22 protein-coding genes and 1 pseudogene are annotated in these 20,421 nt (G+C 72.6%); 18 read left to right on the top strand and 5 right to left on the bottom strand.

Annotated features, from left to right (window positions below):
- Positions 1 to 586: 586 nt before the first annotated feature.
- On the bottom strand, positions 587 to 769 hold the full coding sequence (locus tag ACIHEJ_RS02255) for a hypothetical protein (RefSeq protein WP_400131350.1): 183 nt from the start codon (positions 767 to 769) through the stop codon (positions 587 to 589).
- Here ACIHEJ_RS02255 and ACIHEJ_RS02250 point away from each other — a divergent pair.
- From ACIHEJ_RS02250 to ACIHEJ_RS02210, 9 genes are all read left to right on the top strand, one after another.
- The gene (locus tag ACIHEJ_RS02250; RefSeq protein WP_400131349.1) at positions 768 to 1,481 is read left to right on the top strand and encodes a FadR/GntR family transcriptional regulator; all 714 of its coding nucleotides are present in this window, start codon (positions 768 to 770) and stop codon (positions 1,479 to 1,481) included. The genes ACIHEJ_RS02255 and ACIHEJ_RS02250 overlap by 2 nt on opposite strands.
- 1 nt (position 1,482) lies before the next feature.
- Positions 1,483 to 2,316, top strand: coding sequence for a sterol desaturase family protein (locus ACIHEJ_RS02245; protein ID WP_400131348.1), 834 nt, complete (start codon positions 1,483 to 1,485; stop codon positions 2,314 to 2,316).
- Between the two features lies 1 nt (position 2,317).
- Positions 2,318 to 3,022 (top strand): lysoplasmalogenase family protein, encoded by a 705-nt coding sequence (locus ACIHEJ_RS02240; RefSeq protein ID WP_400131347.1) that lies wholly within the window; start codon positions 2,318 to 2,320, stop codon positions 3,020 to 3,022.
- Positions 2,995 to 3,414, top strand: a complete 420-nt coding sequence (locus ACIHEJ_RS02235; RefSeq protein WP_400131346.1) for a CBS domain-containing protein — start codon at positions 2,995 to 2,997, stop codon at positions 3,412 to 3,414. The genes ACIHEJ_RS02240 and ACIHEJ_RS02235 overlap by 28 nt, the downstream gene beginning before the upstream one ends.
- Before the next feature lie 97 nt (positions 3,415 to 3,511).
- Entirely contained in the window at positions 3,512 to 4,477 is a 966-nt protein-coding gene (locus tag ACIHEJ_RS02230) for a cyclase family protein (protein WP_400131345.1), read from the top strand.
- Between the two features lie 105 nt (positions 4,478 to 4,582).
- A complete protein-coding gene (locus tag ACIHEJ_RS02225) occupies positions 4,583 to 6,172 on the top strand; it encodes a GMC oxidoreductase (protein WP_400131344.1) in 1,590 nt (529 codons plus the stop codon).
- A gap of 210 nt (positions 6,173 to 6,382) precedes the next feature.
- Positions 6,383 to 7,177, top strand: a complete 795-nt coding sequence (locus ACIHEJ_RS02220; protein ID WP_400131790.1) for an SDR family oxidoreductase — start codon at positions 6,383 to 6,385, stop codon at positions 7,175 to 7,177.
- 36 nt (positions 7,178 to 7,213) lie between these two features.
- Positions 7,214 to 8,656, top strand: coding sequence for a cytochrome ubiquinol oxidase subunit I (locus ACIHEJ_RS02215; RefSeq protein WP_400131343.1), 1,443 nt, complete (start codon positions 7,214 to 7,216; stop codon positions 8,654 to 8,656).
- The gene (locus ACIHEJ_RS02210; protein ID WP_400131342.1) at positions 8,653 to 9,693 is read left to right on the top strand and encodes a cytochrome d ubiquinol oxidase subunit II; all 1,041 of its coding nucleotides are present in this window, start codon (positions 8,653 to 8,655) and stop codon (positions 9,691 to 9,693) included. Before ACIHEJ_RS02215 ends, ACIHEJ_RS02210 begins: the two co-directional genes overlap by 4 nt.
- Before the next feature lie 21 nt (positions 9,694 to 9,714).
- Here the strand turns inward: ACIHEJ_RS02210 and ACIHEJ_RS02205 are convergent.
- A pseudogene (locus tag ACIHEJ_RS02205) lies at positions 9,715 to 10,364 on the bottom strand (glycoside hydrolase family 15 protein); the annotation flags it as partial.
- A 145-nt stretch (positions 10,365 to 10,509) separates the two neighbouring features.
- Here ACIHEJ_RS02205 and ACIHEJ_RS02200 point away from each other — a divergent pair.
- On the top strand, positions 10,510 to 10,845 hold the full coding sequence (locus ACIHEJ_RS02200) for a hypothetical protein (RefSeq protein ID WP_400131341.1): 336 nt from the start codon (positions 10,510 to 10,512) through the stop codon (positions 10,843 to 10,845).
- 59 nt (positions 10,846 to 10,904) lie between these two features.
- Here the strand turns inward: ACIHEJ_RS02200 and ACIHEJ_RS02195 are convergent, their stop codons facing one another.
- The gene (locus ACIHEJ_RS02195) at positions 10,905 to 11,861 is read right to left on the bottom strand and encodes a LysR family transcriptional regulator (RefSeq protein ID WP_400131340.1); all 957 of its coding nucleotides are present in this window, start codon (positions 11,859 to 11,861) and stop codon (positions 10,905 to 10,907) included.
- Between the two features lie 119 nt (positions 11,862 to 11,980).
- Here ACIHEJ_RS02195 and ACIHEJ_RS02190 point away from each other — a divergent pair, with 119 nt between their 5' ends.
- From ACIHEJ_RS02190 to ACIHEJ_RS02160, 7 genes are all read left to right on the top strand, one after another.
- Positions 11,981 to 12,853 carry an FAD binding domain-containing protein gene (locus ACIHEJ_RS02190; RefSeq protein WP_400131339.1) on the top strand — a complete coding sequence of 291 codons (873 nt, stop codon included), beginning with the start codon at positions 11,981 to 11,983 and terminating at the stop codon, positions 12,851 to 12,853.
- A gap of 1 nt (position 12,854) precedes the next feature.
- Entirely contained in the window at positions 12,855 to 13,376 is a 522-nt protein-coding gene (locus tag ACIHEJ_RS02185) for a (2Fe-2S)-binding protein (RefSeq protein ID WP_400131338.1), read from the top strand.
- On the top strand, positions 13,373 to 15,745 hold the full coding sequence (locus ACIHEJ_RS02180; RefSeq protein WP_400131337.1) for an aerobic carbon-monoxide dehydrogenase large subunit: 2,373 nt from the start codon (positions 13,373 to 13,375) through the stop codon (positions 15,743 to 15,745). Before ACIHEJ_RS02185 ends, ACIHEJ_RS02180 begins: the two co-directional genes overlap by 4 nt.
- A gap of 10 nt (positions 15,746 to 15,755) precedes the next feature.
- The gene (locus ACIHEJ_RS02175) at positions 15,756 to 16,682 is read left to right on the top strand and encodes an XdhC family protein (protein ID WP_400131336.1); all 927 of its coding nucleotides are present in this window, start codon (positions 15,756 to 15,758) and stop codon (positions 16,680 to 16,682) included.
- Positions 16,675 to 17,583 carry an AAA family ATPase gene (locus ACIHEJ_RS02170; RefSeq protein ID WP_400131335.1) on the top strand — a complete coding sequence of 303 codons (909 nt, stop codon included), beginning with the start codon at positions 16,675 to 16,677 and terminating at the stop codon, positions 17,581 to 17,583. The genes ACIHEJ_RS02175 and ACIHEJ_RS02170 overlap by 8 nt, the downstream gene beginning before the upstream one ends.
- Positions 17,573 to 18,724 carry a VWA domain-containing protein gene (locus tag ACIHEJ_RS02165; RefSeq protein WP_400131334.1) on the top strand — a complete coding sequence of 384 codons (1,152 nt, stop codon included), beginning with the start codon at positions 17,573 to 17,575 and terminating at the stop codon, positions 18,722 to 18,724. Before ACIHEJ_RS02170 ends, ACIHEJ_RS02165 begins: the two co-directional genes overlap by 11 nt.
- Positions 18,725 to 19,065: 341 nt before the next feature.
- Entirely contained in the window at positions 19,066 to 19,200 is a 135-nt protein-coding gene (locus ACIHEJ_RS02160) for a hypothetical protein (RefSeq protein WP_400131333.1), read from the top strand.
- Positions 19,201 to 19,309: 109 nt separating this feature from the next.
- Here the strand turns inward: ACIHEJ_RS02160 and ACIHEJ_RS02155 are convergent, their stop codons facing one another.
- Together ACIHEJ_RS02155 and ACIHEJ_RS02150 are read right to left on the bottom strand one after the other, a co-directional pair.
- The gene (locus tag ACIHEJ_RS02155; RefSeq protein WP_400131332.1) at positions 19,310 to 19,627 is read right to left on the bottom strand and encodes a hypothetical protein; all 318 of its coding nucleotides are present in this window, start codon (positions 19,625 to 19,627) and stop codon (positions 19,310 to 19,312) included.
- Between the two features lie 200 nt (positions 19,628 to 19,827).
- A complete protein-coding gene (locus tag ACIHEJ_RS02150; RefSeq protein WP_400131331.1) occupies positions 19,828 to 19,950 on the bottom strand; it encodes a hypothetical protein in 123 nt (40 codons plus the stop codon).
- Between the two features lie 25 nt (positions 19,951 to 19,975).
- On the opposite strand from ACIHEJ_RS02150, the gene ACIHEJ_RS02145 reads away from it, so the two are divergent.
- Positions 19,976 to 20,191, top strand: coding sequence for a hypothetical protein (locus tag ACIHEJ_RS02145; protein WP_400131788.1), 216 nt, complete (start codon positions 19,976 to 19,978; stop codon positions 20,189 to 20,191).
- Positions 20,192 to 20,421: the final 230 nt, after the last annotated feature.

Raw genomic sequence — 20,421 nt, 5'->3', positions numbered from 1 at the left:
CGCCGTCGGAGCCGGGCGAGTGCGCGCCGCGCGGCGTTGCAGCCGCACATGCCGTGGGCGTCGGCGCCGGGCCTGGGCCTCCGGTGTGCGCAAGCGGCGCGCCAGCAGCGTGGCCGGCAGTCCGGCGTAGACGCCGAGCCGGGCCAGGTGGACCGGGTGCCGCGGAACGTGCAGCACCGACTGCGGGAACTCCCGGCTGATCGTCCCGAACCGCTGCGCGAGCGGCCCGAACGTGCGCCGCCACCCCCGGCCGCCCGCTCCCAGCCCGGCGGCGGTCTCGGCCACCGACCGGACCGCGACCGCGCCGCGCCCGCCGTCGAGCGGGTGTGCGAACTCGGCCGGGGCCCAGCGCCAGGTCAGGCCGGCCCCGGCCAGGTCGAACCGCTGGGCGAAGGCCGAGCCGGGCGTCATGGGGTGAAAGCCGGAGCACTCGTCGTGCACCAGGCCGGGCAGGGTCAGCTCGCCGGAGCGGGCGCCGCCGCCGAGGACGTCCGCCGCCTCGATGACGCGGACCCGCACGCCCGCGGCGGCGAGGGTGAGGGCGGCGCGAGGCCGTTGGGCCCGCTGCCGACCACGACTGCCGTCGTCATACGAGCGCACCCTCACCGTCGGCTGCATCCCTCACGAAGTACTCCCGCACGGGCCGGTGGACCGGCTGGGACCCCTCACCGGAGAGTACGAGTTCCCCCGGGGCGAAGTGCAGCCGCCGCAGAAAAGGCTGGTCCAACCAGTTGACCAGTTGGCCCTGCGCGCCCACTCTGTTCGCCATGAATCAGGGACTGATCCGGCGGGAGGCGGTCTCCGACCAGCTCTTCGCCCTGCTGCGCGACCAGATCCTCGGCGGCCGGCTGCCGCCCGGTGCCGCGCTCACGGCCGAACGGGACCTGGCGGCCGAGTTCGGGGTGAACCGCCATGCCGTCCGTGAGGCCGTCAAGCGGCTCCAGCAGGCGCGGCTGGTCGAGGTCAGCCACGGCGGCCGCACGCTCGTCCTGGACTGGCGGCACACCGCCGGCCTCGACCTCGCCCTGGGCATCGCGGCGGCCGACGCCGGACCCTCGGTGGCGGATCTCGCCCGCGACGCCTTGGAGATGCGGGCGTGTATCGGCGCTGACGCGGCCCGGCTGTGCGCGCTCCGGTGCTCCGAGGCCACCGCCGGGGAGCTCGTCGAGGCCGCGGGCCGGTACGCGCGCAGCGGGCCCGATCTGACCGAACTGGCCGACGCGGACGTCGCCTGGTGGCGGCTGATCGTCCAGGGCTCCGGGAACATCGCCTACCTGCTGGCGTTCAACAGCCTGGTGGGCGGCACGCTCCCGGTCGCCGACGTGCCGGACGACCTGCGGGCCGCGGAACTCCTCGACGTCGAAGCACATCGGCGGCTGGCGGCCCACATCGCGGCACGCGAGGCCGAGGCGGCCGAACGGCTGGCGCGCGAGCTGCTGTCCCGCAGCGTGCCCGCGGCGCCGCGGAAGGCGGTGCGCTGACATGATCCCCGCCGTGGTCTACGCGATACCGGCGTTCGTGCTGCTGGTCGTCGTCGAGGCACTGTCCTACCGCTTCCTCCCGGACGACGACGAGCGCGGCTACGAACTGCGGGACACCGTCACCAGCATGTCCATGGGCGCCGGCAGCCAGGTCGTCGCGGTGCCGTGGAAGGCGGCGACGATCGTGGTGTACGCGGCCCTCTTCACGGTCGCCCCCTGGCACCTGTCGCCGTCCTCCGCGTGGACGTGGGTGCTGCTGCTCCTCGGCGACGACCTGGCGTACTACGCCTTCCACCGCGCCCACCACCGGGTGCGGGTGCTGTGGGCGAGCCATGTGGTCCACCACTCGAGCCTCCGCTTCAACCTCTCGACCGCCCTGCGCCAGAGCTGGACACCGATGACGGGCCTGCCCTTCTGGCTCCCGCTGGCCCTGCTCGGCGTTCCGCCCTGGATGATCCTGCTCCAGCAGGCCTTCAGCCTCGTCTACCAGTTCTTCCTGCACACCGAGCGGGTGGACAGGTTGTGGCGGCCCGTGGAGTGGTTCTTCAACACGCCCTCCCACCACCGCGTCCACCACGGCTCGAACAACGTCTACCTGGACCGCAACTACGGCGGCATCCTCACCGTCTGGGACCGGATCTTCGGCACGTTCGAGCCGGAGGGCGTGCGCGTGGTGTACGGCCTGACGAAGAACATCGACACCTACAACCCGGTGCGGGTGGCCTTCCACGAGTTCGCGGCCGTCTGGCGCGACGTCTGCGCGGCGCGGCGCTGGCGCGACCGGGCCGGGTACCTGTTCGGGCCGCCCGGCTGGGCACCCGGGACGGACGGCTGACATGCCACCGCTGATCGTCGCCTTCGCCGCACTGGCCGCCTTCGACATCGCCGGGGTCGCGGCGGGCCTGCCGCCCCTGGAGTGGGTCGCCAAGCCCCTGCTCGCGCCCGTGCTCGCCGTACACCTGTGGCGCCGGACCGGCACACGGCACGGCCCGGTCCTGGCCGGGCTCGGCCTCGCCGCCGCCGGGGACGCGGTGCTGATGCTGCCCGGGCCGGGGGCCTTCGCCGCCGGGATCGCGTTCTTCCTGGGCGCGCAGCTGTGCTGGACGGCCGCGTTCGTGCGCGCGGGTGCGCTGCGGTATCTGCGTACCCGCCGGCTGCTGTGCGCCGTCCACCTCGCCGTGTGGGCCGCCGCGGTCACCGCCCTCGCTCCCGCGCTCGGACCGGTCCTGGGCACCGCGGTGGCCGTCTACGCCGCGGCACTGGTCGTCGTGGCGCTGACCGCGCGAGTGCTGGGGCGCGGGGCGGCCCGGGGCGGGCTGGTGTTCCTCGGCTCGGACCTGCTCGTCGGGCTGGGAGCCGCGGGGACCGACTTCCCCGGGCGCGCCGTGCTCGTCATGGTGACGTACACCGTCGCCCTGGCCCTGATCACCCTCGCCTTCACCGCGGATGGTCCCGCCGGAGGGGTACCCGGGTGCCGGCAGACACCGTCGCACCGTGAGAAGGGGCTTTTCCCATGGCTCAGTACGTGCGGGACATCATGACCGGCGATCCGGTGACCGTCGAGCCACAGGCATCGGTGGCCGCGGCGGCCCGGCTGATGCGCGACGAGGACGTCGGCGCCGTCCTGGTGACGGACGACGGTCGCCTGCGCTGCCTGGTGAGCGACCGCGACCTGGTGGTGCGCGTGTGCGCGGACGGTTCGGACCCGGAGCGGACCACGGTGATCCAGGCGGCGAGCGAGGACGTGGTCACCGTCGGCCCGGACGACAGCCTGGACCGGGCCCTCGGGCTGATGCGCGAGCACGCGGTCCGGCGCCTCCCGGTCGTCGAGGGGGACCGTCCCGTGGGCATCGTCTCCCTGGGGGACATGGCGATCGAGCGCGGTGCGGGATCGGCCCTGGGCGACATCAGCGCGGCCCGGCCGAACACATAGTCCCGGCGCCTCGCAGCACCCCGGCGATCGCCTTCGTGATCCGTGCGACCGTGACCGCTGCGAGCGCCGGCCGAGGCACGAGAGGGAGGAGTTCCCGATGCCCTCGCATCAGCGGCCCGCACCCCCGCACCCCCCGGCACCGCACCCCCTGTCCGAAGCCGCCTTCCGCGACCTGTTCCGCCGGCTGCGGGACGAGAGCCCGGACGGCGGCCACCCAGGACGTGGCGCGCTGGAGCGGCTGACGCCGGAGCGCGTGGTGGCGGCCGCCGCCGAGGTCCGGTGCGGGCGCACCGTGTCGCTCGCCGCGCCCGTCGAGACCCGGTCCGGTCCGGACAGTCCGGACCCCGCGTCCCACCGGATGACGGCACCGGCGCACGGGGAGACCGGCACGCACGGCCTGGACTTCGCGCGTGACCGCTTCGCCATGAACGTGCACGGCGACGTCGACAGCCACCTCGACGCGCTCTGCCACGTCATCTACGACGGCCGGCTGTACGGCGGCGTCCCGGCGAGCACCGTGACACCGGACGGCGCCGAGGCGCTCACCCTTGAACTGGTGCACGACGGCATCGTCGGCCGTGGGGTCCTCCTGGACGTCCCGCGCCTGCGCGGCGTGCCGTGGCTGGAACCCGGGGAGCAGGTGACCGCCGAGGACCTCGTCGCGGCCGAGACCGCCCAGCGGACCACGGTCGGACCGGGCGATCTGCTGTTCGTGCGCGTGGGACACCGCCTGCGCAGGCGGACCCTCGGCCCCTGGGACGTGGCGGCGGCCCGAGCGGGCCTGCACCCGACGGCCCTGCGCTTCCCGGCCGAGCGGCAGGTGTCCGTTCTCGGCTCGGACGGCAACAGCGACGCCGCGCCGAGTGCGGTAGCCGAGGTCGCGTTCCCCGTGCACGTGCTGGCGGTCAACGCCATGGGGCTGCATCTGCTGGACTACCTGGACCTCGAGGGGCTGGCAGAACTCTGCGACGAGCAGGCGCGCTGGCACTTCCTGTGCGTGGTCGCCCCCCTGCGGCTTCCGGCGGCGACCGGCTCTCCGGTGAACCCGATCGCCGTGCTGTGACGGCGGTGCGCGTGCGCGGCACATTCCGGGTGCCGCTCCGCCGTGGGGCGCGTACGTTCGAAGGGCAAGGACCCGCAACGGCCGCAGACCACGAGAGCAAGGACGGTGGTTGCCGTGGACGCCCTGCCTCCGTACGACGTCATCGTGATCGGCACCGGTGCCGGCGGTGGCACGCTGGCCCACCGCCTCGCCCCGTCCGGCAAGCGGGTACTCGTCCTCGAACGAGGCGACTACCTACGGCGCGAACGCGACAACTGGGACTCCACGGCCGTGTTCGTCAAGGCCAAGTACCGGGCCCCCGAATTCTGGCTGGACAGACACGGCAACGAGTTCCCGCCCGAGGTGAACTACTACGTCGGCGGAAACACCAAGTTCTACGGCGCGGCGCTGTTCCGGCTGCGCCCCGAGGACTTCGGCGAACTCCGCCACCACGACGGCATCTCGCCGGCCTGGCCCATCGGCTATGACGACCTGGAGCCGTACTACACCCAGGCGGAGCACCTCTACCTGGTCCACGGCCGGCACGGTGAGGACCCCTGGGAAGGGCCCTGCAGTGCCCAGTACGCCTATCCACCGGTCGAACACGAGCCTCGCATCGAGCAGTTGAGCCAGGATCTCGAGAAGCAGGGGCTGCACCCCTTCCACCTGCCGATCGGGGTCGACCTCACGCAGGACGAGCACGGCCGGGCCACCCACGGCAGCGTCTGCATCCGCTGCGACCGGGTGGACGGCTTCCCCTGCCTGGTCCGTGCCAAGTCCGACGCGCAGGTGATCTGTGTGGAGCCGGCGCTGCAGCACCCGAACGTGGAGATGATCACCGGCGCCCAGGTGACGCGGCTGGAGACCGACGCCACCGGCCGGAGCGTCACCACCGTCGTCGCCCGGCTCCCGGACGAGCAGGAGGCCCGCTTCTCGGCCGACGTCGTCGTCGTGGCCTGCGGGGCCGTCAACTCCGCCGCCCTGCTGCTCGCTTCGGCCGACGACCGGCACCCGCGCGGGCTGGCGAACAGCTCCGACGTCGTCGGCCGGCACTACATGCGCCACAACAACCTCGCCCTGATGGCCGTTTCGGAGGAGCCCAACGACACGAAGTTCCAGAAGACCCTCGCCCTGCACGACTGGTACCTGGGCGCCGACGACTGGGACTACCCCCTCGGCGGGATCCAGATGCTCGGCAAGTCGGACTCCGAACAGATCCACGGCGAGGCGCCGCGCTGGGCCGGAGCGGTGTCACCGGACATGCCGTTCGAGGTCCTGGCCCATCACGCCGTCGACTTCTGGCTGTGCGGAGAGGACCTGCCGCAGCCGGAGAACCGGGTGACCCTGGAGGACGACGGCCGTATACGGCTCACCCTCGACGAGGGCAACAACACCGCCGGTCTGAAACGCCTGCGGCACAAACTGCAGCACATGCTCGGCCACCTGGGCATGCGCGAGCACCGTCTGCTGTCCCGCAGCATCTACCTGCACAAGGGCATGCCGATCGGCGCCACGGCACACCAGGCCGGCACGGTGCGCTTCGGCACCGACCCGGCGTCCTCCGCCCTGGACGTCAACTGCAAGGCGCACGACCTGGACAACCTCTACGTCGTCGACACGAGCTTCTTCCCGAGCATCGGCGCGGTCAATCCGTCCCTGACGGCCATCGCGAACGCCCTCCGCGTCGGTGACCACCTGCTGGAGCGGCTGGGCTGACCCTCGCCGGTGCCCGGAGCCCGACCGGGCGAAGATGCTCGGCCGGGCGGCGCAAGGCGGGGCCGCCCCGGTGGGCCGCCGTTCCCACCGGTGCTTGTCTGAAGCCCGGATCTCCGGGCGACGGGCCCGGCGGAGGCGGGTCGGGCAGTGGAGGAGCAGGACATCGTGAGTTCCACCGAGAACGCACCCCAGGGAGTGATCCCCGCCCACCTGCTGAAGGGGCAGAAGGCGCTGGTGACCGGCGCGAACTCCGGAATCGGCAGGGCGACGGCCGTCGCCCTGGGCCGGGCCGGGGCCGATGTCGTGGTGAACTACGTGGCCGGCCGCGACGAGGCCGAGAAGGTGGTCGAGGAGATCACCGGTTTCGGGGTCCGGGCGGCGGCCTACGAGGCGGACGTGTCCGACGAGGACCAGGTCGTCGCCATGACGGACCGGATGGTCAAGGAGTTCGGCACGCTCGACATCCTGGTCGCGAACGCGGGACTGCAGCGGGACGCGTCGGTCACGGACATGACGCTCGCCCAGTGGCATAAGGTCCTGGACGTCAATCTCACCGGGCAGTTCCTCTGCGCCCGCGAGGCGGCCAAGGAGTTCCTGCGCCGCGGGGTCGTCCCGGAGGTGTCGTGCTCGGCCGGGAAGATCATCTGCATGAGCTCGGTCCACCAGATCATCCCCTGGGCCGGTCACGTCAACTACGCCTCCTCCAAGGGCGGCGTAGGCATGATGATGGCGACGCTCGCGCAGGAACTCGCGCCGAAGCGGATCCGGGTGAACGCGGTCGCCCCCGGAGCCATCAAGACCCCCATCAACCGCAGCGCCTGGGAGACGGCCGAGGCGCAGCAGGAGCTCATGCAGCTGATCCCGTACCGGCGGATCGGCGAGCCCGAGGACATCGCCCACGCCGTCGTCGCCCTCGCGTCCGACCTCATGGACTACGTCGTGGGCGCCACCCTGTACGTCGACGGCGGGATGACGCTCTTCCCGGGTTTCGCCACCGGCGGCTGACCCGCCCCCGCCCGCGCCGCCCCCCGGAGACATCGCATGCACATGGTCGTGCTGCTGGCAGACGTGCCGCCGCAAACCCTGCCCGCCAGATCGATGATGGCCTTCACGCTGGCCACACACATCATCCTGGTGCCCATGGGCGTGGCACTGCCGCTGATCACGCTGATCATGCACGGCTACGGACTGCGCCGTGGCGACGCCACCGCGCTGCTGCTGGCGCGGCGCTGGTCGGCCGTCATGGCGGTCCAGTTCGCGATCGGCGTCGTCACCGGCACGGTGCTTTCCTTCGAGTTCGGGCTGTTGTGGCCGGGCATGATGGGCCGGTGGGGCGATGTCTTCGGCCTCGGATTCGGGGTGGAGGCCTGGGGGTTCTTCCTGGAGGCCGTCCTCATCGCCATCTACCTCTACGGCTGGCGCAGGCTCCCCTCCCGGGCCCATTTCCTGCTCGGACTGCCCCTGCCCGCGGTGGCGCTGCTCGGGGCGTTCGGCATCCTGGCGGCCAACTCGTGGATGAACACCCCGCGGGGCTTCACCCTCGACCCGGCCGGCAACCCGGTCGACGTGAAGGTCTGGAAGGCGATCTTCACCCCCATGTTCGGCCCGGAGTACTGGCACTTCGTCTTCGCGATGTTCGTGACGGCGGGCTACGTCGTGGCCGGTGTCTACGCCGTCGGATGGCTGCGCGGCCGCCGCGACCGGTACCACCGGCTCGGCTTCACGATCCCCTTCACACTCGCCGCGGTGTGCACACCCGTGCAGTTCGTGCTCGGCGACTCCATCGCCCGGCAGGTGTTCCACAAGCAGCCGGTGAAGTTCGCCGCCATGGAGATCGTCTGGAAGACCGACACGCACCAGCCGGAGTACCTCTTCGGCCGACTGCATCCGAACGGCACCATCTCCGGCGGCATCCGGATCCCGCAGCTCGACTCCGTCCTCGCCGGGTTCCACGCGTACACCAAGGTGGACGGGCTGACCTCGGTCCCCGCGAACGACCGGCCGACGGCCACCCAGGCCACCATCGCCCACTGGGCCTTCGACACCATGGTCGGGATCGGCTCGCTGCTGGTGCTGCTCGCGCTCTGGTACGCGGCGATGTGGCTGCTGCACCGCAGGTTGCCCAGGACCCCCTGGTTCTTCCGGTGCGCGGCCGTGGCCGGCCTCGCCTCCGTCGTCGCCGTCGAGTGCGGCTGGATCGCCACCGAAGTGGGCCGCCAGCCGTGGATCGTGTACCAGAACATGCGGGTCGCCGAAGCGGTGACGGCCACGCGATCCACCAGCCTGTGGATCACGTTCGGTGTGGTCATCGTCGTATACGTCTTCGTCTTCGGGTCGTTCCTCGCGGTGCTGCTGAAGATGCGCTCCCGCTGGCGGCTCGCCGACCGGTCGGGCGGGCCGCTGCCACCGAAGGAGACACCCGAGACGGACACACCGGAGACGGACACGCCGTACGGGCCGCGCTCCACCGGGAGCCGACTGTGATCGCCGGGGTCATCGCCGCGGTCCTGCTGCTCGCCATCGCCGCCTATGCCTGCGGCGGAGGCACCGACTACGGAGCCGGCTTCTGGGACCTCGTCGCGGGCGGGGCGGAGCGCGGCGAGCGCCCGCGCCGCCTGATCGACCATGCGATGGAGCCCGTCTGGGAGGTGAACAACGTCTGGCTGGTCTTCGTGCTGGTCATCTCGTGGACGGGATTCCCGGTCCTCTTCCAGCGGGTGTTCACCACCATGTGGCTGCCTCTGACGCTGGCCGCCGTGGGCATCGTGCTGCGCGGTGCCGGCTTCGCCCTGCGCAAGCCGGCCCGGCGCCTGGCCGGTCGGCGCCTGTACGGAGCGGTGTTCGCCGTAGCCTCGCTGCTGACGCCGTTCTTCTTCGGCGCCGTGATCGGGGGAGTGGCCTCCGGCCGCGTGACCGCCGGCACGACGGCTTCCGCGGACGCCTGGGCCAACCCCACGTCCCTGTTGTTCGGCCTGCTCGCCATCGCGGCCACGGCGTTGCTCGGCGCGGTCTTCCTCGCCGCGGACGCCCGGCGATTCGCCGCGCCGGACCTGGACGGCTACTTCCGGCGGCGCGCATGGGCCGCCCTGGCCGTCGTCGCCGTCCTCGCCGTGATCACGCTGATCGTCACGCACGGCGACGCGCCGCACGTGTGGCACGGACTCACGCACGGCGTGGGCCTCTTCTTCGTCGTCGTGGCCGTGCTGGCCACGCTCGCCACCGCCTGGCTGCTGACACGTCCCTCCGGAGCCTGGTCCCGGGTCACGGCGGTCGGCGTGGTCGCGTCGTCCGTCCTCGCCTGGGGCATGGCGCAGCGCCCCTACCTCGTCCCGACCTCGCTGACCGTCGCCGACGGCGCGGGCGCCCACACCACGCTGCGCTGGCTGGCGGTCGTCACCCTCGTCGCCGTCGTGCTCGTCGTCCCCGCGGTCGCCCTGCTGTACTGGCTGGACACCCATGGCGAGCTGGAGGGCCTCACCGACGCCGACCTGCGGCGCGGTGCCGCCGGTGACGAGGCCTGACCGGACGGCGGCCCCGGCCGGCTACCGCCGTTCGAGAGCCGCGTCGAGGGTGAGGGCCGAGTCGATGAGCGCAAGATGGGTGAACGCCTCCGGGAAGTTGCCCAGTTGACGGCCCGTCGGGTCGATCTCCTCCGCATACAGACCGAGGTGGTTGGCGTACCCCCTCATCTTCTCGAACACCAGTCTCGCCCGGTTGGTCCGTCCCGCGCGCGCCAGCGCGTCGACGTACATGAACGTGCAGAGCGAGAAGGTCCCCTCCGAGCCCCGCGGGCCTCGGGCGAGGCGTCGGGGTTGTAGCGGTGGACCAGGCTGTCGCTGACCAGTTCCTGCTCCATGGCGTCCAGGGTCGCCGCCCACATCGGATCCCCGGGGGTGAGGAACCCGACCGCCGCCCTGCGCAGCAGCGAGGAGTCCAGGACCTCACTGCCGTAGTGCTGGACGAAGGCCTGCCGGTCCTCGCTCCACCCCTTGGCCATGACCTGTTCGTAGACGGCGTCCCGTCCGGCCTGCCGGCGCCCGGCCGCGGACGGCCACCCTTTCGCCTCGGCGAGTCGCAGCGCGCGGTCGAACGCCACCCATGACATCACCCGGCCGTACGTGAAGTCCTGGCGACCGCCGCGGGTCTCCCAGATGCCCTCCTCCGCCTGGTCCCAGTGGCCGGCCAGCCATTCCCGGCGCAGGCCCGCCGGAACCGGTCGCGGGTCGTGTGCTCGGACCCGCACCGCGACGGCTGCCCCGCTGTGCGGGTCCGCCGGAAGTGGCGGATAGTGAAGGAAGGAGACGTCCCCGGCAGCTCCCCGCACTCCAGGAGGCCCGATGCCTTCTTCACGGACGCTGGCCGCGCTCATCGGCATCTCGTCGTTCGCCCTCGCGCTCACCGCCTGCCAGGACCAGGCGTCCGGTCAGATCGTGGCGCGCAGCGGTGTCAGGGTCGTGCAGACAATCTCCAACCCGCCGACCCACGGGTGCCACCGTTTCCCCGAGGGCGTGACCCACATCGACAACCAGACACAGAGCAGCCTGGTCCTCTACACGACGCCGGACTGCACCGTGCCGCCGGGCGGACAGAGCAACTACCTGGACATCGGGGCGTCGGACCAGTCCGTCATGACCACGGGACCCTGGCGCAGCTTCTCCTTCGCTCCCGGATGAGACCCGGGCACACCGCCGACCGGACGCGGGCGGGCGGTCGCTGACGCCCTTTCACGCTTTCACGCGCCCCAGAGCGTGACGTACACCGGAGGCCTGAACCGGGAGGGCGGGACGCCCGCGCCGGGCGCCCGCATGACGCGGGTCGCCGCGGGCGTGTGCAGGAAGTGCAGGAAGGCGTCGGTGGCCGGGGAACGGTGCTCGGGCCGCAGGGCGGTCGCATGCCAGGTGGCGTCGGACGGTGTCGCCGGGGTCTCCAGGATCCGCAGCTCGTCCCGCCGGATGCGGGGCGACACCAGATGGGCGGGCGCCGGTGCCACCCCCGCGCCCTCGGCCGCGGCCGCCCAGGTCGCGGCCTGGTTGGGAAAGACCCACACGTGTCCTTCGCTCACGCCGAGCCGGCGCAGCAGGCGCCCGGAGTCGGCGTCCGGATCGGTCCCGGAGGAGTCGACCAGCCACGACCACTGCGGCGGCGGCCCGGGCGGCCGCGGGGACCGGGCGCCGGTCACCACGACCAGCTCGGTGCGGAACAACGGCTCGCTGACCAGTTCGCCCCGGCCGGCGGCGCCGGGACACGGCCCGAGCGCGACGTCCGCGAGACGGTTCTCCACCAGCACGCGCATCGCGCTGCCGGAGGCCGTTCCGAACGAGGTCGCGGTCCTGCGCCCGCAGCGACAGGCGAAGGCCTCCATGAGTGACGGGAGCACGAACTCGGCCAGCGTGCTCGTGGCGACGACCCGAAGTTCGTCCGGCGCACCCCGTGCCGCCCGCACCGCGGCCTCGGCATCCGCGTTCAGTGCGACCATCCGCGACGCGACCGGAAGCAGCCGCGCCCCGGCGGGTGTCAGCCGCATCGCCCCGCCGCCGGTGCGCCGGATGAGCGGATCGCCGAAGTGGCTGCGCAGCGCGGCGAGCGCCTGCGACACCGCGGGCTCGCTCACGCCCAGAGTCCGCGCCGCGGCGCCCACCGAACCGAGCCGGGCGACCAGCACGAAGGAGCTGAGCTGCGTCACCGTCACGGTCCGATTTTCCCGCGTGCAGGGAGATAAGTGAATGCTTATCCACCCATTGCACGGCAGGTGCGAGGAGCGCACCATCCATCCCTGCAGCAACGGGCACGACGATCCGGGAGGGCCCGATGCAGGTTCCCGCTGCATTCCAGTACGAGAGGGCCACCAGCCTGGAGCAGGCGATCGAACTGCTCACACGGTACGGCCCCGAGGCCCGGGTGGTGGCGGGCGGGCACAGCCTGCTGCCGATGATGAAGCTGCGGCTGGCGCAGCCGGAAGCCCTGATCGACATCAACGGCCTCGGCGAGCTGGCGCTGATCCGGGTGGACGGGCACGACCTGGCCGTCGGAGCGATGGTCCGCCACGCGGAGCTGCTCGCCTCGCCCGTCGTCGGCGAGCACTTCCCGATCCTGCGGGACGCCGAACGGGTCATCGCCGATCCGCTGGTACGCAACCGCGGCACCGTGGGCGGCTCGCTGTGCCAGGCGGATCCGTCGGAGGACCTGTCGGCCGCGTTCTCGGCGCTGCGCGCCACGCTCGTCACCCAGGGACCCGGCGGCAGGCGCACGATCCCCATCAGGGAGTTCTTCCTCGGTCCGTACGAGACCGCCCTGGGCGAAGCGGAGCTCCTGGTGGAGATCCGCGTGCCCATCCGTTCGCACGCCAGCGCCTACCGCAAGGTCGAGCGGCGGGTCGGCGACTGGGCGGTCGTCGCCGCGGGAGCGGTGCTGGAGATCGCCGACGGGATCGTCACCGAGGCCGGGATCGGGCTGACCGCGGCCGGTGCCCCACGGTTCGTGGCCCAACAGGCCGAGGACTTCCTGCGCGGCGGACGGCCCGACGGCGAGGCGTTCGCCGAGGCCGGCCGGATCGCCGCGCGGGAGTGCAGGCCGGCGGCCGACCAGCGCGGCCCGGTCGACTACAAGCGGCATCTGGCCGGGGAGCTCACCACCCGGGCGCTGCGCGCGGCCGCCGCACGCGCCCGGGGGCAGGAGGCGTGACATGCGGATCACCGTGACCGTGAACGGCGAGCAGCACACGAGGGACGTGGAGCCCAGGCTGCTGCTCGTGCACTTCCTGCGCGACGAACTCGGGCTCACCGGCACCCACTGGGGCTGCGACACCTCCAACTGCGGGGTGTGCACCGTCTGGCTGGACGGGACGCCGGTGAAGTCGTGCACCGTGCTCGCGGTGATGGCCGACGGCCACGAGGTGCGGACCGTGGAGGGCCTGGCGCACGGGGCCGAACTCGACCCGGTGCAGCAGGGGTTCATCGCCTGCCACGGGCTGCAGTGCGGGTTCTGCACGCCGGGGATGCTGATGACCGCCCGCTGGCTGCTCGACCACGACGCGGACCCGTCCGAGGAGGACATCCGCGAGGCCATCTCCGGACAGGTGTGCCGCTGCACCGGCTACGAGAACATCGTGCGCTCCGTCCGCTGGGCCGCCGAGCACGGTGGCGGGAAGCGGACCGCCGACGCGGGCACCGAGCAGGCGCCCGGCCGCGAGGAGGTGCGGGCATGACGACCACCGAGGAACGGCCGGTGGGCTTCGGCCGGATGCCCCGCAAGGAGGACGCGCGGTTCGTCCGCGGCCACGGGACCTACGTCGACGACGTGACGCTGCCGGGGATGCTGCACGGAGCGATCCTGCGCAGCCCGCTGGCGCACGCCCGGATCGTGTCCGTCGACACCAGCGCCGCCGAGGCGCACCCGAAGGTCAGGGCCGTGATCACCGGGGAGACCCTGGCCGGTCTCGGGCTGGCCTGGATGCCCACGCTCTCGTACGACACGCAGGCGGTGCTCGCCACCGACAAGGTGCGCTTCCAGGGCCAGGAGGTCGCCTTCGTCGTCGCCGAGGACCAGTACGCCGCCCGGGACGCCCTCGAGCTGATCGACGTGGAGTACGAACCGCTCCCCGCGGTCGTCGACGCCCGCAGGGCGCTCGACCCGGACGCGCCGGTGATCCGCGACGACAAGGAAAACCAGACCGACAACCACATCTTCGACTGGTCGGCGGGCGACGAGGAACGCACCGACGCGGTCTTCGCGGCCGCCGACGTGGTGGTGGAGCAGGACATGCTCTACCCGCGGGTGCACCCGGCGCCGCTGGAGACCTGCGGCACCGTGGCGGACATGGACGCCATCACCGGGAAGCTGACCGTGTGGTCCACCACCCAGGCCCCGCACGCCCACCGCACGATCTACGCGATGGTGGCCGGCATCCCGGAGCACAAGATCCGGATCATCGCCCCGGACATCGGGGGCGGCTTCGGCAACAAGGTCGGCATCTACCCCGGGTACGTGTGCGCGGTCGTCGGCTCCATCGTCACCGGAAAGCCGGTGAAGTGGATGGAGGACCGCTCGGAGAACCTGATGAGCACCTCCTTCGCCCGCGACTACCACATGCACGGCGAGATCGCGGCGACGAAGGACGGGAAGATCCAGGGCCTGCGCGTCCATGTGATCGCCGATCACGGCGCGTTCAACGCCACCGCACAGCCGACGCAGTTCCCGGCCGGCTTCTTCGGCGTCTTCACCGGCTCGTACGACCTGGCCGCCGCCCACTGCACCGTGACCGGCGTCTACACCGACAAGGCGCCCGGCGGCGTCGCCTACGCCTGCTCGTTCCGCGTCACCGAGGCGGTCTACCTGGTCGAGCGGATGGTCGACGTGCTCGCCGACAGGCTCGGTACGGATCCGGCCGAGCTGCGCATGCGCAACCTGCTGCGGCCGGAGCAGTTCCCGTACACGACGCGGACGGGCTGGGAGTACGACTCCGGCGACTACCCGCGCGCCCTGCGGCTGGCGATGGACATCGCGCACTACGAGGACCTGCGCCGGGAGCAGGCCGACAAGCGCGAGCGGGGCGAGCTGATGGGCATCGGGGTCAGCTTCTTCACCGAGGCCGTGGGCGCGGGCCCGCGGAAGCACATGGACATCCTCGGACTGGGCATGGCCGACGGCGCCGAGCTGCGGGTCCACCCCACCGGGACGGCCGTCCTGCGGATCTCCGTGCAGAGCCAGGGGCAGGGCCACGAGACGACGTTCGCGCAGATCGTCGCCGAGGAACTGGGCATCCCGCCCGAGGACGTAGAGGTGGTGCACGGCGACACCGACCAGACCCCGTTCGGCCTCGGCACCTACGGCTCCCGCTCGACGCCGGTGTCCGGCGCGGCGGCCGCGATGGTCGCCCGCAAGGTGCGGGAACGCGCGAAGATCGTCGCCTCCGCGATGCTCGAGGTCAGCCCGGACGACCTGGAATGGGAGAAGGGCCGCTGGTTCGTCACGGGCGACCCCGACCAGGGAAGGACCATGGCCGAGATCGCGCTCGCCGCACACTCCAACCTGGAGCTGCCCGAGGGCGTCGAGGGCCACCTGGACGCGAGCTGCGTCTACAACCCGCCGAACCTGACCTTCCCGTTCGGCGCGTACATCTGCGTCGCCGACGTGGACGCCGGCACCGGGCAGGTGAAGGTCCGCCGGTTCGTCGCCGTGGACGACTGCGGCAACCGGATCAACCCGACGATCGTCGAGGGCCAGGTCCACGGCGGACTCGCCGACGGCCTCGGCATGGCGCTCATGCAGGTGATCGCCTTCGACGAGGACGGCAACTGCCTCGGCGGATCGTTCATGGACTACCTCCTGCCCACCTCGGTCGAGTGCCCGTCCTGGGAGCTCGGCGAGACCGTCACCCCCTCCCCGCACCACCCCATCGGCGCCAAGGGCGTCGGCGAGTCCGCCACGGTGGGGTCGCCCGCCGCGGTGGTCAACGCCGTGGTCGACGCGCTGCGCCCGCTCGGCGTGCGCCACGTCGACATGCCACTGACCCCCGCCGTGGTGTGGCGGGCCGCCCAGGGCCGGCCGCTGCGCACCGACATGGCGATCACCTGAGGCACCCGCGATGACGAACCTCGAACTGCTGACCCGCGCGGACGCCCTCCGGCACGGCCGTACCCCGTTCGTCCTGGCCACCGTCGTCCACGCCCGACGGCCCACGAGCGCCAAACCCGGGGACAGCGCTCTGGTGCTGCCCGACGGCACCGTCGAGGGCTTCGTGGGCGGCACCTGCGCCGAGACGACGGTGCGCCTGCAGGGCCTGCGCGTGCTGCAGACCGGCCAGTCGCTGCTGCTGCGGATCACACCCGGCCCGGGCACCGGCGCCGACGACGCGCAGGGGCCCGTCGACGGCCTGGTCACCGTGGCGAATCCCTGCCTGTCGGGCGGGACGCTCGACATCTTCCTGGAGGCGAACCTGCCTCCGGCGATGGCGTACGTCCACGGTCATGCCCCCATAGCCCGCGCCCTGCTCGACGTCGGCCGGGTGCTCGGTCTCGACGCCCGTCCGGCCCCGCCCGGGGAGCCGCTGCCACCCGATCTGGACATCGTCGTCGTCGCCACACACGGCCGCGACGAGGAGACCGTGCTGACCGAGGCCGCACGCGCCGGGGTCCCGTACATCGGGCTGGTCGCCAGTCCCCGGCGCGGCACGGCGGTGCTCGCCGCGCTTGACCTCACCGAGGAGCAACGCGCCCGCGTCCACACCCCGGCCGGTCTGGACATCGGCGCGCGGACCCCGGGGGAGATCGCGCTGTCGGTGTACGCCCAGATCATCGCCCTGCGGCCGCAGGCGGCCCCGGCCGTGCGCCCCGGAGCCGGCTCCGCCGCGCCCCAGGCGGTGGCCGAGGGAGTGGATCCCGTGTGCGGCATGACCGTGGCGGTCACGCCGGACACCCTCTCGCTGGACCGGGGCGGCACCACCGTGTACTTCTGCGGGCCGGGGTGCCGGCACGCCTTCGCCGACGATCCCTCCCGGTACGCGCATGCCTGACCTCGATTCCCTCGCACCCGACGTCCCCGGCCTGCGCTCGCGTCTCGACGCGGTCGGCTACCTGGCCGACGACGCCCTGGCCACGGCGCTGCTGCTGGCCGTGCGCATGCGCCAGCCGATCCTGCTGGAGGGCGAGCCGGGTGTCGGCAAGACCGAGGCGGCCCGCGCGCTCGCCGCCGTGCTCGACACCCCGCTGATCCGGCTGCAGTGCTACGAGGGACTGTCCTCGGCCGAGGCGCTCTACGAGTGGAACTACCCACGGCAGCTGCTGGCCATCCGGCTGGCCGAGTCCCGCGGGGAGCCGCTGCGGGACGCCGACCTGTTCACCGAGGACTACCTGCTGCCCCGGCCGCTGCTCGCCGCGATCTGCCACCCGGGACCGCGGCCTGCGGTGCTGCTCATCGACGAGGTGGACCGCGCCGACGACGAGTTCGAGGCGTTCCTGCTGGAACTGCTCGCCGATGCCGCGGTCACCATCCCCGAACTCGGCACCCGGACGGCCGCGGTGCCGCCGGTGGCCGTACTGACCTCCAACCGCACCCGGGATCTGCACGACGCGCTCAAACGCCGTTGCCTCTACCACTGGATCGACCACCCGGACACCGCACGCGTCGCCGCGATCATCCGCAGACGGGTCCCGGAGTCGGCCGCGTGGCTGGCCACGCGCGTGGCGTACGGGGTGGCACGCCTGCGCGCCCGGCAGGAGCTCACCAAGCCGCCCGGCATCGCCGAGGCGATCGACTGGGCGGCCGCGCTGCACACGCTGGGGCTCTCCGTGCTCGACGCCGACGCCGCCGACCGCACCCTGGGGGCGGTGCTCAAGTACGCCGAGGACCTCCAGGCCGTACGCCGGACCGGGGTGGCGGAGCTGGTCGAGGCGGAGCCGGGCCGTGAAACCTGACCTGCCGGAACTGGCCGCCGCCTTCACCACCGCCCTGCACGACGCGGGGATCACGGTCGGCCCCGACCGCACCCGCAGCTTCGCCCGGGCACTCACCCTGCTGGCACCGTCGACGCCGCGCGAGCTGCGGCACTGCGCGCTCGCCACCCTGCTGTCCGGACCCGAGCAGATCGAGCCGTTCGACGCGGTCTTCCGCGAGGTCTTCGGCGGCCCGGCCGGCCGTGAGGCACCACGCGGGCAACCCGGTGACCCGGCCCGATCGCCGTCGCGCACCGTGCCCGGGCGCGTCCCCGGCACCCGTGGGGCCACCGCCGACGGACGCCGCCGGGAGGCCGGCGGACAGCCGCTCGAAGCCCCCGTACCCCTGGCCGCCAGCCCGCTCGACCGACTCGCGGGCCGCGACTTCGCGGACCTGTCCGCCGAGGAACTGGCGCTCGTGTCCGAGGTGATGCGCACCCTCATGCTGCGTACCCCGACCCGGCCGTCCCGGCGGCGCCGCACCGCGCACCACGGTGCGCGCATCGACGTGCGCCGTACCCTCTCCGCCAGCCGGCGCACCGGGGGCTACCCGCTGCGGCTGCGCCGTTTCGTGCCCCGCGCCCGCCCCCGCGACCTCGTCGTGCTCTGCGACATCTCCGGCTCGATGGAGCCCTACGCCCGCGCGATGCTGCAACTTCTCTACTGTGCCGCCCGTGCCACCCGCGCCGAGGTCTTCACGTTCGCCACCCGGCTCACCCGCCTCACGCCCGTCCTCCGCCGGGCCGGGCCGGACGACGCCCTGGCACGGGCCGGACGGGCGGCCCCGGACTGGTCCGGGGGCACCCGGATAGCGCAGTGCCTGGCGGAGTTCAACGAGCGGTACGGACGGCGCGGCATGGCGCACGGCGCCGTGGTCGCCGTCGTCTCCGACGGCTGGGACACCGGTGAACCCGCCGACCTCGCCACCCACATGGCGCGGCTGTCCCGGGTCGCCCACCGCATCGTCTGGGTCAACCCGCGTACGGCGAGCCCGCGCTACCGTCCGCTCGTGGCCGGCATGGCCGCGGCGCTGCCCTACTGCGACGCCGTCGTCAGCGCCCACAACCTCGCGGCCCTGGACGACTTCACCGCCGCCCTGTCCGCCCCGCGCCGCCGCCGGTGACCGAACCGGCCCCACCTTCGGCGTGTGGCCGCCCTGGGTCTCGCCGCCACGCGGGGTCCTGCCGGTGAGGTACTGGACGGTGTCGGTGGCGCGGTCCTCGGCACCCGCGGCGATGGCGCGGTTCGAGCTGGATCCCGAAGGCGCCCGACCGCGACCGTGCAGTGTCGTGCGCAGTGAGTTCACCGCCGGCTGGTCGCGCGGCCGGGGCGCGCGGCGCCCGCTGTCACCGCATGTTCACCTGCGATTTATAGAAAATATGCCTGGAAAGCACCCGTGGCATAGGAAAAGGCGGCATTGTCTGGTTTCGGACATTCGTATCCGAGAACAGAAAGTCAGCCGACATGGCCGAGATACTGGCAGCCGTGGCAACGAAGATCGTCGTTGCGCTCGTGGAGGCGCTCGTCCTGCGCCTCGTGTGGCAGATGTGGTCCGCTCACGCGGTCTCTCTGCGCAAGGCCTTCACACCGGCCGGGTGACACCCCGGGCGCCCGGCAGCGCTCACGCCGCCGCGCGCCACTGGTTCTCGTCCGGCGGCACTTCCTGTCGGTCGCCGGCCGGCCTCGGACCGCCCCCACGCCCGGACGGTCATGTCCGGGCGTCTGTCGCCCGCCTCTCCTTCCGCCCGCTGCGTACCAGCCAGGTCGCGCCGCCGACGGCGAGGGCGACGGGCCATTCCAGAGCCCCTGCCACCGTCAGTGCTCCGAGGCCGCCGTAGAACGCGAGATCCTTGACGGCGGGTGGGCCGGGCAGTCGTGCTGTCGCCGCCCGGGCCGTGCTCGTCATCTCTTCCCTGGTGAGGTACGGGATCGGCACCGGAGGGTGCAGCGTACGCAGGTGCAGGTGCAGACCCGCGCCGTCGCCCTCATGGGTGTGCTGGTGCGGTGTCTTCGCGGTTTTGGCCATCCCCCTCCTCCCTTCATCGGGGTCGGTGTGGTGTGCCGCTTCCATTCTCGCGCGCTTCCCGGTGGGGTGTGGTGCCGGCAGGCGGGCCGCTGCCGAGATCATGAAGGCCCGTTCCCGCAGGACCGGAGCGAGGGCCGGTACGCGCTGCGGGAACGGGAAGGTGGCCGTGCGGACCGGTCGGGGACCGGTGGGGGCGCCGGTCAGCCGCCGAGGGCGTGGACCATGGTGACGACGGCGGTCATCTGCGGGGCGCCCCGCACGGCGTAGTCGGAGCCGGTGTGGCCGAACCGGTCCCAGCAGCCCTGGGGTTGACGTGAACTCACCGCCGGCAGCCCGGACTTCGCACGGCTGTGGAGTTCCCAGGAGCTCGGGATCGAGCACCATGCCCGGCAGGTCTTGCAGCACCCGCAGGTGGGCCCGGTCGAGCTGGACTTCGACGTCCTCACCGTCCCGGACCGTGACCAGCAAGTGGTGATCTTCACCGCCGAACCGGGCTCCGGCGCCGACCGGAACCTGCGACTCCTCAAGGCCGTCGGCGCCCGGCGGACGGACGTACCCGCCTGAGCCCGGCCCGGCACGCAGGGACCGCGGCGTGCCGGGCGGTGGGGGAACCTTCTTCACCTCGACCACCAGGCCGACCTTCGACCGCTCGGGGCGGCGGGCGCAGGCAGGTCGAGCACTGTCACTCCGGGCCGTGCGCCCGGCCGGTCACTGCCGCCCCGCGGTGGACTCGCATCGGTCAGGCACGCTCCTTGACCCGCTCGGGAAGAACGGCATTTCGCAAAAGCGGCCTG

Origin of the sequence: Streptomyces sp. NPDC052301 (assembly GCF_044593395.1) — a bacterium.
Classification (GTDB): Bacteria; Actinomycetota; Actinomycetes; order Streptomycetales; family Streptomycetaceae; genus Streptomyces.
This window is presented reverse-complemented; position numbering and strand designations above follow the sequence as displayed.